Origin of the sequence: Pseudomonas sp. PvP028, assembly GCF_017832255.1 — a bacterium.
GTDB lineage: Bacteria > Pseudomonadota > Gammaproteobacteria > Pseudomonadales > Pseudomonadaceae > Aquipseudomonas > Aquipseudomonas syringae.
This window is the reverse complement of the sequence record NZ_JAFIBL010000001.1, coordinates 4,988,293-5,001,629: the sequence shown is the minus strand read 5'-3', so window position 1 is coordinate 5,001,629 and position 13,337 is coordinate 4,988,293. Positions and strand designations below refer to the sequence as shown.

At 60.9% G+C, this 13,337-nt stretch carries 8 protein-coding genes; 7 read left to right on the top strand and 1 reads right to left on the bottom strand.

Features of this window, described 5'->3' with window-relative positions; translation table 11 throughout:
• Positions 1-24 precede the first annotated feature (24 nt).
• The gene (locus tag JOE34_RS21460) at positions 25-4,788 is read left to right on the top strand and encodes an RHS repeat-associated core domain-containing protein (RefSeq protein ID WP_209996633.1); all 4,764 of its coding nucleotides are present in this window, start codon (positions 25-27) and stop codon (positions 4,786-4,788) included.
• A gap of 74 nt (positions 4,789-4,862) precedes the next feature.
• On the opposite strand, the gene JOE34_RS21455 is transcribed toward JOE34_RS21460, so the two are convergent.
• Positions 4,863-5,126 (bottom strand): helix-turn-helix domain-containing protein, encoded by a 264-nt coding sequence (locus JOE34_RS21455; protein ID WP_003316599.1) that lies wholly within the window; start codon positions 5,124-5,126, stop codon positions 4,863-4,865.
• Between the two features lie 242 nt (positions 5,127-5,368).
• On the opposite strand from JOE34_RS21455, the gene kdpF reads away from it, so the two are divergent.
• From kdpF to JOE34_RS21425, 6 genes are all read left to right on the top strand, one after another.
• Positions 5,369-5,464 carry a K(+)-transporting ATPase subunit F gene (kdpF, locus tag JOE34_RS21450; protein ID WP_003406089.1) on the top strand — a complete coding sequence of 32 codons (96 nt, stop codon included), beginning with the start codon at positions 5,369-5,371 and terminating at the stop codon, positions 5,462-5,464.
• Positions 5,465-5,466: 2 nt separating this feature from the next.
• On the top strand, positions 5,467-7,161 hold the full coding sequence (gene kdpA / locus JOE34_RS21445) for a potassium-transporting ATPase subunit KdpA (RefSeq protein ID WP_024665644.1): 1,695 nt from the start codon (positions 5,467-5,469) through the stop codon (positions 7,159-7,161).
• Positions 7,162-7,171: 10 nt separating this feature from the next.
• On the top strand, positions 7,172-9,250 hold the full coding sequence (gene kdpB / locus JOE34_RS21440; protein ID WP_003423634.1) for a potassium-transporting ATPase subunit KdpB: 2,079 nt from the start codon (positions 7,172-7,174) through the stop codon (positions 9,248-9,250).
• A 54-nt stretch (positions 9,251-9,304) separates the two neighbouring features.
• Entirely contained in the window at positions 9,305-9,877 is a 573-nt protein-coding gene (kdpC, locus tag JOE34_RS21435) for a potassium-transporting ATPase subunit KdpC (protein WP_003394661.1), read from the top strand.
• Positions 9,878-9,944: 67 nt separating this feature from the next.
• On the top strand, positions 9,945-12,608 hold the full coding sequence (locus tag JOE34_RS21430) for a sensor histidine kinase KdpD (protein WP_209996631.1): 2,664 nt from the start codon (positions 9,945-9,947) through the stop codon (positions 12,606-12,608).
• Positions 12,605-13,297, top strand: coding sequence for a response regulator (locus JOE34_RS21425; RefSeq protein WP_003394668.1), 693 nt, complete (start codon positions 12,605-12,607; stop codon positions 13,295-13,297). Before JOE34_RS21430 ends, JOE34_RS21425 begins: the two co-directional genes overlap by 4 nt.
• Positions 13,298-13,337 lie beyond the last annotated feature (40 nt).

The window sequence follows — 13,337 nt, the reverse complement described above, 5'->3', positions numbered from 1 at the left end:
TATAAAGTTCGAGGTTCATGAATCATGACAGCATCGACTTCCGTACACTCCAACGCGTTCAACTTCCTGAGTTATGTACAGAGCGGCGTTGACCCCCGTACCGGGCAATATACGGTGGCGATTACCTTGCCCGACGTCAAGACCAACGGATTACGTGGCCCGGGCGTGCCGCTGGCACTCAACTATAACCCTCTCAACCGACAGGACAGCGGCTTTGGTCTGGGCTGGAATCTGCAATTGTCGCAGTACGATCCGGGTAGCCAGATCATATCGCTGAGCAGCGGTGAGACATTCAAGGTCGATGGCACCGGCGACGGCCAGATGCTGATGTCGGAAAAGAAAATCGACAGCTTTCACTTTTACAAGGAGGACGAGACCCACTACCGGGTGATGCACAAGTCGGGTCTGGTGGAGCAGCTTGAAATGCGTGGCAGCGGGACCAACAGAGTCGCGCTGCCGGTGCGCGTACTTGCTCCTGAAGGTCACAGCGTCACACTGGATTACACCTCTTTCGGCGGGCATCAGATGCTCAGCGAAATCAAGGATGACTCGGGCCAGATATTGCTCGGTGTCAGCCGCGAAGAGACAGCGGTGAAGCTGCGTATGACCACTGGCGAGGAACCGGATGCGACATTCGTAATGGTGCTGGGCGGATCGGATCACCGTGTCGATCGTATCGAATTGCCGACTGACAATGCGGCCTCCTGGCGTTTTGCATACAGTCGGATCCGTGACCATTTGTGCATGACGTCGGTGGAAACACCCGTCGGCGGTCGGGAGGAGATCTTTTACACCGACAGCGGCCATCAGTTTCCTGCCAAAGCGGCACGTGACCCTTTGCCCCGAGTCACGCGTCATCGCACAACGCCCGGATTCGGTCAGGCACAAATGGACGTCCATTACACCTATCAGGACAGCGCCGGGCGCCAGCGCAACTTTCTGGGCGCCGGGCTGGATATCGCTTGGGAAGATAACGGTCTGGACAATCTGTATCGATATCTCGGGGCGGAGCCGTACGAGTATTCGTCGACTGAGACATTGCGTGTTCAGGTTGCAGGCGAGGCTGACGCCGAGCGCAGCATCGAACGGACGTTCAACCAGTTTCACCTGCTTACTCGAGAAACCACGCGCAAGAACCTTACGGTCATGCAGGTGGACACTCGCTACTACATCGAGCCGGGGCAACCCTTTTTGACTCAGCCCGCCTATTGTCAGTTACCCAAAGAGGTCGAGACCACCTGGCGGCTGTCATCAGACGGCAGTGTGCCGCGCAGTGAAGTCGTCAGCAGCACCTATGACAAGCACGGCAACCTGCTCACTCAGACTCAGGCCAACGGTGTGGTCGAGGTCAGTGAGTGGTATCCGGCCGACGGTGAGGACGGATGCCCGCCAGACCCTGAAGGCTTCGTGCGCTGGATGAAAAGCAGCCAGGTTATTCCGGCGGCATCCGGCTACGGCGATGCTCCGGTCATGATCACCCGTTATCGTTACCTGGCATTGCCTGCGGTGGATGGCGGTCAGCTGCAGGAATGGCTTGCACCGCAAAGCGAGACGTTACTGATGCAGGCCGCTGATGATGAGCACGAGCAGCGCCTCACCACCTATGAATACTTCAATGAGCCGAACAACGCACGCCTGCACGGCCGGCTCAAACTGCAACGGGTGATCATGGGTGAGAATGCAACCAGCACAGAATATGCCTACAGCACCCCTGACAGCGAGATTTATGGCAAGACTGTGTTGCAAACCAAACAGACCGTGACCGGCTTCGATAACACGAAGAAGGTCATTACACTGGAGGACTCTTTGCTCAACGGCGAACCCTTGCTCAGTCGCGACGACAACAACGTGGAAATCCGTTATGTCTACGACAGTCTGCGCCGTGTACTGAGTGAAACCGTGGCGCCAGATGATGATCTCTATGAGGCGACCAGAAGTTATGAGTATCGCCTGTGTGCCAAGGCCACTGATCAGGCCATGCAGACACTCATCGACGTCAAGAAGGTAAAAACCTGCAGTCACTTCGATGGCCTCAACCGGGTTATCTACGAGGAGCGGGATGACGCAGATACCCTCGCACGTGTCGACATACCTCGACAGACCTACGCTGCCGTTTATGACGCATGGGGGCTGATGATCAGCGAAACCGAATTCGACTGGCTGGATGAGCAAAACCTGGCTCTGAAGAGCCTCTTCGAATACGACGATTGGGGCGAACAGCGTTCTGTCACCGGGCCGGATAACGTCAAGACGGTCGAAGAGACCGACCCCATTGGTACGTCGCAATCGCAAGGGCCAATTCAGCGTAGCTGGATCGAGGGCGCCGGTGGCGTCGGCAAGAGCGAGTTCACCGAGTCCTGGATGAGCCTGTTCGAACAGCCGACCCGTAGTGAGCGCCTGGATCAGGCGGGCAACTCGGTCAGTCTGAGCCAGTACCATTACGACGGTCTTGGCCGCCGTGTCGAGGAAGTTATCGGGGTGGCAAACGGCGGCCGGCGCACCACCTATCTCTATGACGTCTTCGATCGGGTGATCGAGTCCACATTGCCAAGCCGGGCCATCGTGCGTCGCAGCTATGCAAGCTACAGCAGCGAAGACTTGCCTGTCAGTATCGGCATCGAGCACAACGGCAAAAGCATTGTGTTGGGAGAGCAGGAGTTCGATGGGCTGGATCGTCTGGTCAGTTCTGTCACCGGTGGGCGTAAACGTACGCTTGTTTACGACCCCGGTCTGCTGCAACCCAAAACGGTAACCCTGCCCAGCAAGCGGAAAATCGACTATGAATACAAGCCCCAGGTGGGCGATGAGCCGTGGCGCAGGGTGCAGTCCGAAGCGGAGCCTGAACCTCAAACCACCTGCAAGGCCGGTCTGCCGAGAGAGTCCGCGACGACGCCAGCGCCTGGCAAGACTGCGGAGCCGGGTGTGGCTGCCGATTACAGTTACGATCAGCAGAACGCCCGTCTGATTCATTCCGAGGAGCAGGGCGAGATACTGGATCGCGCTTATTACAGTACCGGCTCGCTGAAAAGCGAGACGCGCACCTCTGCAGGCAAAGCCTACGAGATGTTTTACAGCTACAGCCGACAGGGCCTGTTGCTGTCTTACACCGATGTACTGGGACAGGAGCAGGTCAATCGTTATGACAACTGCGGTCGTCTTTACGAAACTTCGCTGGGTGAGGTGTATTCAACGTTCGACTATGACACTGCCTTTGGTCGCCTCGCAAAAATCACCACCACCGACAAGACCGACGGCAGCCGCGAGAGAACCGTCGCGATCAGCCTTGAATATGATGATCTGGGACGGGAAGTCAGTCGTGTATTCGACCTCGATGGTGTCAAGCAGCAGATGGTTCAGGTCTATGACGATGTGGATAACATGGTCCAGCGCACCCTGAGCCAGGGCACGGAAATACTCCGTGACGAAAACTACAACTACGATGCGTCCGGTCGCCTGATTCAATACCAATGCTCGGGAACTCAGCGGCCGGTAGACCCCTATGGCAGGACTCTGCTGGCGCAGAACTTCACTTTCGATGGCGCGAACAACCTGACGGTCGTCACCACTCGTTTCGATGGTGGTACCAACAATGCCCGGTATTTTTACGAAAAAGACGACCCCGTACAGTTGAGCCGGGTAACGAACAGTAACGGCGAATACTACCCGCCTGAAATCAAACTCCACTACGACCCGGACGGTAATCTGGACATCGACGAAGCCGGGCGCACGCTCAAATACGATCCCCTCGGCCGCCTGATCGAAGTAGGCACGTCCTCAGCCGGCATTCATTACCAGTACGATCCCCAGGACCAACTGACCGGGGAGACCCGTGGCGGCGACAGGGACCTGCGCTTCTATCGCGACGGAGAGCTGGCCAATCAACTCGGCAGCCAGGGGCAGAGCACCTTCATGCGTGGCGACGACTACCTGCTGGCCGAGCAGCAGGGTGATCGGACGCTGCTGCTTGCCACCAGCGCCAGCGATAGCGTGCTGGGCGAGGTGGCTGCCGACGGGGTCAACCGGAGGTGGTATACGGCATACGGCCACGCTAGCGGCGAAGATCCACCGCACGGCAGACTGGGGTTCAACGGCGAACTGAGCGAGGCGGATACCGGCTGGCAAATGCTGGGCAATGGCTATCGGGCCTACAGCCCGGTGTTGATGCGCTTCAACAGCCCTGATAGCTGGAGTCCGTTTGGCGAGGGTGGGGTGAATGCTTATGCGTATGTTGAGGGGAATCCGGTGGGTAGACGGGATCCGTCGGGGCATACTCCCTGGGGGTTTTTTCTAAGACTTGCAACTGCGCCCCTCAGTTCGAATGTCAAGAATGTTCCCAAGGCTCTTATCCGTACTTTCGATGGCGCACCAGAACATCTGAGAAGGATTAGGCGCAAAGATGTTGTGAGGTTAGAAGCGCATGTGCAGAGGCATAAGGAAAGCGCGGATAAAGCGTACAATAACCTTATTACGAGTAAGAGCGCTTTGGATGACGCTGTTGATAGCGGGCTTGATAGCTCTGCGCTTCGCAGCACGTACGATAACGCACAGAAAAACTACGACTGGTATGACGATCTAGAAAAATCTCTTAAATTTGCTCGGGAAAACCCTAAGGCACGGGCAATAACCCCGTACGCTAGATCCACTTTCAAAAAATCGGAAGAGCATGTGCGCGTTAACAAAAAACTCTATGCTGACAATCAGAACATCAACTTCAGGAACAATAATAAGATAAATAGAGTTCAAAGGCCGGCAGGTGAAATTAGAGGTTATCTGGGGGAAGGCATGTAGCGAGAATGTGCAGTGATCTTGCAAAAACCGGGTAACGATCTAGTTATCTTATCGTCGCCCGGTCTTGATTTTAATCACTCCACCAAAATAACCCCCTGCCTGATCGCCATCACCAATGCCGCCTTCAATGACGTCACCCCGAACTTACGGCGGATATTGCTGGTATGAAAGTGCACGGTCGCTTCCGAGCACCCTTGTATGCGGGATATTTCCCAGGCGGATTTGCCGATCGCCACCCATTCCAGGACTTGTCGTTCCTTGACAGTCAGCTGGACGGTGGCGGGGGGGGCTGGGGAGGGCGGCGTGGTGCCGGGTGGTTTTCCATTGTCGCGAAGCATGGTGAAGTCCTTTCCCTGAAGATCGCCGCACCACGATACCCCTGCATCCCCTAACGCGAACCTGACATAAATGACAGCGCCGCAGGACCGTGAAGGCCTTGCGCCGTCAAGGCTGTAGCGCTTTTTTACAGCTTCTTTACGCCCCGGCCAGCCTGTCGATCTCGCGCCTTTACACCCTGCCTGTGGACAATCACCCCACGCGGCCTTCGCCGTACCGGTGGTGCCTGATGGGGGAAATTTCAATGAGCGTTATGGATGGTATCTCTCTGTTGATGGGAGTCGGGCTGTTCATCTATCTGCTGGTGGCGCTGTTGCGCGCCGACCAGAGTCAGGAGTGATCATGCACAGTTACGATTATCTGTTGATCCTGGCCTTTCTGGTCCTGCTGCTGGCCCCTGCGCCGTGGCTGGGACGTTTCTATTACCGGGTCATGGAAGGCGAGCGCACATGGCTGAGCCCGGTGCTGGGGCCGGTCGAGCGGGCCTGCTACCGGATTTCCGGCGTCGACCCGAAAACCGAACAGTCCTGGAAGCAATACGCCTGGGCCTTGCTGGCGTTCAACCTGGCGGGCTTTGTCGTGTTGTTCGCCATCCTCATGCTGCAAGGCATGCTGCCGCTCAACCCGCAGCAATTGCCGGGCATGGAGTGGTCGCTGGCCTTCAACACCACCATGAGTTTTGTCGCCAACACCAACTGGCAGGCCTACAGCGGCGAAGCGTCGCTCAGCTACCTGAGCCAGATGGTCGGCCTGACCGTGCAGAACTTCGTCAGCGCGGCGACCGGCCTGGCAGTGCTGGTCGCGCTGTGTCGCGGCATCAGTCGTCGTTCATCGCAGAGCCTGGGTAACTTCTGGGCCGACATGACCCGCGCCACGCTCTACGGGCTGTTGCCGATCAGTATCGTGCTGGCGGTGTTTCTGGTCTGGCAGGGCGTGCCACAGAACTTTGGCCACTACATCGACGCACTGACCCTGCAAGGCGCTGACCAAAGCCTGCCCATGGGCCCTGCGGCCAGTCAGATCGCCATCAAGCAACTGGGCACCAATGGCGGCGGCTTCTTCGGCGTCAACTCGGCGCATCCGTTCGAGAACCCCACGGCCTGGAGCAACCTGTTCGAGCTGGTATCGATCCTGTTGATCCCGGCTGCACTGGTGTTCACTTTCGGCCACTACGTCAAGGACATGCGCCAGAGCCGCGCAATCCTCGGCTGCATGCTGGCGCTGCTGTTGATCGGCGGTGCGGTCTCGCTGTGGGCCGAGTACCAGCCCAACCCGGCGCTGAACATCGCCGGTGTCGAGCAGACCGCACCGCTCGAAGGCAAGGAAACCCGCTTCGGCACCACCGGCACGGTGCTGTGGTCAGTCGCTACCACTGCGGCCTCCAACGGCTCGGTCAACGGCATGCACGACAGCCTCAACCCGCTGACCGGCATGGTCGCGCTGGTCAACATGATGGTCGGCGAAGTGATCTTCGGCGGCGTCGGTGTCGGCCTCAACGGCATGCTGCTCAACGTACTGATTGCCGTTTTCCTTGCAGGCCTGATGATTGGCCGTACCCCGGAATACCTGGGCAAGAAGCTGCAAGCGCAGGAAGTCCGGCTGCTGGTCGCGACCCTGCTGGTGATGCCGGTCGGCGTACTGGTGCTGGGCGCGATTGCCGCGAGCCTGCCAGGCCCGGCCGGTGCCGTCAGCAACCCTGGCCCGCACGGCTTCAGTCAGTTGCTGTACGCCTACACCTCGGCGACGGCCAACAACGGCTCGGCGTTCGGCGGCTTCAGTGCCAACACCGTGTTCCACAACCTGATGCTCAGCCTGGCGATTTTCATCGGCCGCTTCGGTTACATCCTGCCGGTGCTGGCCCTGGCCGGTAGCCTGGCCATGAAGAAGGCCGCGCCGCAGGGCCAGAACAGCTTCCCGACCCACGGCCTGCTGTTCGTCACCCTGCTGACCGTCACGATTCTGCTGGTGGGTGGCTTGACCTTCCTGCCGACCCTGGCACTGGGGCCGATTGCCGAACACCTGAGCCTGGGTTTCTGAGGAACCGATCATGAACTTACCTATTAATCCTGCAAAAAATGCTGCTGCGAAATCTACTGAATCGCAGGCCACCGAATCGGCAAAAACCGGCATCGCCGCCCTGTGGCGTCCGGCGCTGGTGCAGGCGTTCGTCAAGCTCGACCCGCGTCAGCTCAAGCGTTCGCCGGTCATGCTGGTGGTGGAACTGACCGCCATTCTGACCACCGTGCTGTGCGTGATCCCCAACCCGCAGGTGCCGACTTCGGTCTGCGTGCAGATCGCCCTGTGGTTGTGGTTCACCGTGCTGTTCGCCAACTTCGCCGAAGCGCTGGCCGAAGGCCGCGGCAAGGCCCGCGCCGACAGTCTCAAGGCGGGCAGCGAAGGGCTCAAGGCACGTATCAGGGACGACAACGGCAGCCTGCGCATCATCAATGCCAGCGAGTTGCGCAAGGGTGATGTGGTGCGCGTCGAGATCGGCGAAATGATTCCCGGTGATGGCGAAGTCATCGAAGGCATCGCTGCGGTCAACGAGGCTGCGATTACCGGCGAATCCGCGCCAGTGATTCGCGAGTCCGGTGGCGATCGCTCGGCCGTGACCGGCAACACCCGGCTGGTCTCCGACTGGCTGCTGATACGCATCAGCGCCAACCCCGGTGAATCGACGCTGGACCGCATGATCGCGCTGGTCGAAGGTGCCAAACGGCAGAAGACCCCCAATGAAGTCGCGCTGGATATCCTGCTGATCGGCCTGACCCTGATCTTCCTGCTGGTGGTCATCACCTTGCAGCCGTTCGCCCACTTTGCCGGTGGCAGCCTACCGCTGGTGTTTCTGGTGGCGTTGCTGGTCACGCTGATCCCCACCACCATTGGCGGCCTGCTGTCGGCCATCGGCATTGCCGGTATGGACCGCCTGGTGCGCCTCAATGTGATCGCCAAGTCCGGTCGCGCCGTGGAAGCCGCAGGCGATGTGCATGTGCTGCTGCTGGACAAGACCGGCACCATCACCTTCGGCAACCGTCGCTGCGCCGCCGTCTACGCTGCTCCGGGCGTGACCCCGAAGGAACTGGGCGAGGGTGCTTTGCTGGCCTCGCTGGCCGACGACACGGCAGAAGGCAAATCCATCGTCGAGTTTCTGCGCAACCTGCACCCGATGAACGAGCCGACCCTGAGCTCGGTGACGGCTGTGCCGTTCAGCGCTGACACACGTCTGTCCGGCGTTGATTACCAGGGCCACGTGTACCGCAAGGGCGCGGTGGATTCGCTGCTGGCCTTTATCGACATGCAGCGCAGCGAGCTGCCGCCTGTACTGGCCCGCGAGGTCGAAAAGATCGCCAAGACCGGCGGCACACCGCTGCTGGTCTGCGCCAACGGTCGGTTGTTGGGCGCGATCCATCTCAAGGACGTGGTCAAGCCAGGCATTCGCGAACGCTTCGAAGAACTGCGCAAACTGGGTATCCGGACCGTGATGGTCACCGGCGACAACCCGCTGACTGCCGCAGCGATTGCTGCCGAGGCCGGTGTCGACGACGTGCTGGCTGAAGCGACGCCGGAGAAGAAACTGGAGCGAATTCGCCAAGAGCAGGGCGAAGGTCGTTTGGTGGCGATGTGTGGCGACGGCGCCAACGATGCACCTGCACTGGCCCAGGCCGACGTCGGCATGGCGATGAACGACGGCACCCAGGCCGCACGCGAAGCGGCCAACATGGTTGACCTCGACAGCGACCCGACCAAGTTGCTGGACGTGGTGCAGATCGGCAAGGAGTTGCTGGTTACCCGCGGTGCGCTGACCACCTTTTCGATTGCCAACGACGTGGCCAAGTACTTCGCCGTGCTGCCCGCGCTGTTTGCCTCGATCTACCCGCAACTGGGTGTGCTCAACGTCATGAAGCTGGCCAGCCCGCAGAGCGCGATTGTCTCGGCCATCGTCTTCAACGCGCTGATCATCGTCGTACTGATCCCGCTGGCCCTGCGTGGCGTGCGTGTGCAGGCGGCCAGCGCGGCTCACCTGCTGCGTCGCAACCTGCTGATCTACGGCCTGGGCGGCATCGTCGTGCCGTTTATCGGCATTAAGCTGATCGACATGCTGCTGGTCGCACTCGGCCTTGTTTGAAGCCCGTGCTGCACGCCGGTCGGCGTGCAGCCTCACCTGATTGAGGATGTGCAGATGTCCAATGTATTGCGTCCGGCCTTGAGCCTGATCGTGTTGATGAGCCTGATCACCGGCGTGGCCTATCCACTGGTGGTCACCGGGGTTGCGCAAGTGGCGTTTCCGGAGCAGGCCAATGGCAGTCTGGTGTATGACGCGTCGGGCAAGGTGCGTGGCTCGGCGCTGATCGCCCAGTCGTTCACCGGCGATGAGTGGTTCCAGTCGCGTCCATCGGCTGGCGCATTCGCGACCGTGGCCAGCGGCGCGAGTAACTTCGCGCCGAGCAACCCGGCGCTGGCGACACGCGTGAAAGAGGACGCCGCGAAACTGGCCAACGTCTCGCAGGAACCGATACCAATGGCCTTGCTGACCACCTCCGGCAGCGGACTTGACCCGCACCTCTCGCCTGAAGCGGTGGCCTGGCAGGCCGGGCGTGTTGCAGCGGCGCGCCAATTGCCGCTGGACAAAGTGCAGGCGCTGATCGACGCCAATACTCAGCGTCCGCTGATCGGCCCACCCGTGGTCAACGTATTGGCCTTGAATATGAGCCTGAATCAGTTACCGTCTGCACCGCGCAACGCGCAGCTGTAACAAAGTGCGCCGTGTCCGCAGTAGATTCACTAAGCTGTAGCTGATCAGAAAGAGGGTGGTAACCAACGTGAGTGATTCCGGTCGAGCTGACGCACTGCTGGCCCAGCTGCCCCGCGAGGGGCGAGGGCGGCTGAAGGTTTTTCTCGGGGCCGCGCCGGGGGTCGGCAAGACCTACGCCATGCTCCAGGCGGCTCACGCGCAGCTGCGCCAAGGGGTGAAGGTGCTGGCGGGCGTGGTCGAAACCCACGGCCGCGCAGAAACCGAGGCACTGCTCAACGGCCTGCCGCAACAGCCCTTGCTGCGCACTGATTATCGCGGCATGACCCTCGAAGAAATGGACCTCGACGCGCTGCTCAAGGCTGCGCCGAGCCTGGTACTGGTCGACGAACTGGCGCACACCAATGCACCCGGCAGTCGACACGCCAAACGCTGGCAGGATATTCAGGAACTGCTCGCCGCCGGCATTGATGTGTATACCACCGTCAACGTCCAGCATCTGGAAAGCCTGAATGACCAGGTGCGCGGCATCACCGGCGTGCAGGTGCGTGAAACGCTGCCGGACTGGGTGTTGCAGGAAGCCTTTGATCTGGTGCTGATCGACCTGCCGCCCCGTGAACTGCTGGAGCGCCTGCGCGACGGCAAGGTCTACGTGCCGGAACAGGCACGCGCGGCCATCGACGCCTTTTTCACCCAGACCAACCTCACCGCGCTGCGCGAAATGGCCATGCAGACGGCGGCGGCGCAGGTCGATAACGATCTGGCGCAGGGCTACCGGCAGTTGGGCCAGTCGGCCCCGGCGGTTCGCGGGCGGATGCTGGTGGGCATCGACGGTGATATCCATGCCGAGCGTCTGGTGCGTCACGCCAGTCGGGTTGCCCAGCGTCGCCATCTGCCTTGGAGCGCCGTGCATGTGGACGATGGCCAAACCCTCGACGAGCAGTCCCGCGCGCGTCTGCAAAGCGCTCAACAACTGGCCGAGCGGCTCGGCGGCGAAGCGGTTTCGCTGCGCGCCGGGGAGGTTGCCCGAACGCTGGTGCAGCATGCCATCGAACGGCGTGCCAGCGTGGTGCTGGTCGGCCAGTCGCGTCGGCACTGGCGGCGTAAAGTCTTCGGCGGCGGCGTTGCGGCGCGCTTGTTGCGAGAAGGGCACGGTCTGGAAATCTCGGTGCTCGACGACAGCGAGGAACTGCCCGATCAGCCGCCGCGTGCGCGCCCGGCTCGTGAAGTGGTGTGGTTCGATTACGGCCTGGCTTTCGTCGCCACGTTGATCGCCAGTCTGGTGGCCTGGGGCGTTGCAGGCGTGCTGGCACTGCCGAACATTTCCCTGATCTTTCTCGCTGCGGTATTGCTGGTCGCCGTGCGCAGCAGCATGGGCCCGGCGCTGGCCTGTGCCGGGTTATCGTTCCTGGCGTATGACTTTCTGTTCATTCCGCCGAGCTTTTCCCTGAACATCCAGCGCGAAGAAGACGTGCTGACGCTGTTGTTCTTCCTGCTGATGTCGGCCCTGACCGGCAAGCTCGCAGCACGTCAGCGCAGGCAGTTGCAGGCGTTGCGCGATACCCAGGAGCAGACCAGTGAGCTGCTCGACCTGTCGGGCAAGATGACTGCCGCCACTGACGGTAAAGCGGTGTTCAGCGCAGCAGAACAGCATTTCTCCGGCTGGAAGGAACTGCACCTGTGTCTGGTCGACCGCGACGGAGAGGGCGGCTGGGTGGTCGAAACCGGCGGGCCGCTGACCTTCTCGGAAGCCGAGCGTGCCGCTGCCGACTGGGCCTGGAAGCACGATCAACCCGCGGGCAGTGGCACTGGCACCTTGCCGTCCGGACGCTGGTGGTGGTGGCCGATCACCGCAGAAGAAGGGCCGTTGGCTTTACTTGGGGTATGCGCGCGGGACGGCCAGTCGTTCACTGCGCAGCATCGACGTCTGCTGGCGGCGCTCACCCAGCCACTGGCGCAGGCGCTGGCCCGCGCGCAATTGGCCCAGGAGCTTGAAGCCGCGCGTCTACACGGCGAAACCGAGCAATTGCGCAGCGCCTTGCTGGCTTCGGTATCCCACGACTTGCGTACCCCGCTGACCTCGATGCGCGGCAGCATCGACAGCCTGCTGGCCTTGGGTGAAGCCATTCCACTGGAGGATCGCCGCGAGCTGCTGGAAGGCACCCGCGATGAAGCCGAGCGCCTGGACCGCTATATCCAGAACCTGCTGGACATGACGCGTCTGGGGCACGGTGCGCTGAAGCTGGCCCGCGACTGGGTGTCGCCCGCCGATATCGTCGGCAGCGCGCTCAATCGGCTGCGTGCCGTACTGGCGCCATTGCAGGTCAGCACCCAGGTGACCGGCGAGCTGCCGCTGCTTTACGTGCACGCGGCGCTGATCGAGCAGGCGCTGGTCAATGTTCTTGAGAACGCTGCGCGCTTTTCGCCGGTCGATGGACGCTTGCAGGTAGCGGCCGGTGTGGTCGACAGTGAACTGTTTTTCTCGGTCAGTGACGAAGGCCCCGGTATTCCCGAGGACGAACGAGCGAAGATTTTCGACATGTTCTACACCGCCGCCCGCGGCGATCGCGGCGGGCAGGGCACGGGGCTGGGGCTGGCGATCTGTCAGGGTATGATCGGCGCGCACGGTGGGCGGCTAACGGTCGAGGAGGGCATCGACGGGCTGGGTACACGCATCACTCTGTTTCTGCCGCTGCAGGCGCAGCCGGATGTGGAACTGGAGGAGTCCGCTTGAGCCAGGCGACTACCATTCTGGTCATCGACGACGAGCCGCAGATTCGCAAGTTCCTGCGCATCAGTCTGGTGTCGCAGGGCTACAAGGTGCTGGAAGCCGCCACGGGCGCCGAGGGTCTGACTCAGGCGGCGTTGAACAAACCGGATTTGCTGGTGCTCGACCTTGGGTTACCGGACATGGACGGTCAGCAGGTGCTGAGCGAGTTTCGCGAGTGGTCGGCCGTGCCGGTGCTGGTGCTTTCGGTGCGCGCCAGCGAGGCACAGAAAGTTCAGGCGCTGGACGCCGGCGCCAACGACTACGTGACCAAACCGTTTGGCATTCAAGAGTTTCTGGCTCGAATCAGGGCGCTGCTCAGGCAGGCGTCGGGCAGTGAAAAGCCCGATTCTGCGCTTGAGTTCGGGCCGCTAACCGTCGACCTCGCCTATCGGCGTGTGCTGCTCGACGGTCAGGAAGTGGCGCTGACCCGCAAGGAATACGCGGTGCTGGCACAGTTGGCGCGGCACCCCGGACGGGTCATTACCCAGCAGCAATTGCTCAAGGATATCTGGGGGCCTACGCACACCGAAGACAGTCACTATCTGCGTATCGTGGTGGGGCATTTGCGGCAGAAGCTGGCAGATGATCCGACCGCTCCGCGGTTCATCCTCACCGAGCCTGGAATAGGGTATCGTCTGCTGGCTGATCACTAGATGAAAAAAGCGAGCATAGCCCCGTGCTGCGGCACTTTTA

What these genes read in the sequence shown, in the direction of transcription:
- JOE34_RS21460 (WP_209996633.1), top strand. Translation starts at nt 25, where the DNA reads ATGACAGCATCGACTTCCGTACACTCCAACGCGTTCAACTTCCTGAGT.
- JOE34_RS21455 (WP_003316599.1), bottom strand. Translation starts at nt 5,126, where the DNA reads ATGCTTCGCGACAATGGAAAACCACCCGGCACCACGCCGCCCTCCCCA.
- kdpF (WP_003406089.1), top strand. Translation starts at nt 5,369, where the DNA reads ATGAGCGTTATGGATGGTATCTCTCTGTTGATGGGAGTCGGGCTGTTC.
- kdpA (WP_024665644.1), top strand. Translation starts at nt 5,467, where the DNA reads ATGCACAGTTACGATTATCTGTTGATCCTGGCCTTTCTGGTCCTGCTG.
- kdpB (WP_003423634.1), top strand. Translation starts at nt 7,172, where the DNA reads ATGAACTTACCTATTAATCCTGCAAAAAATGCTGCTGCGAAATCTACT.
- kdpC (WP_003394661.1), top strand. Translation starts at nt 9,305, where the DNA reads ATGTCCAATGTATTGCGTCCGGCCTTGAGCCTGATCGTGTTGATGAGC.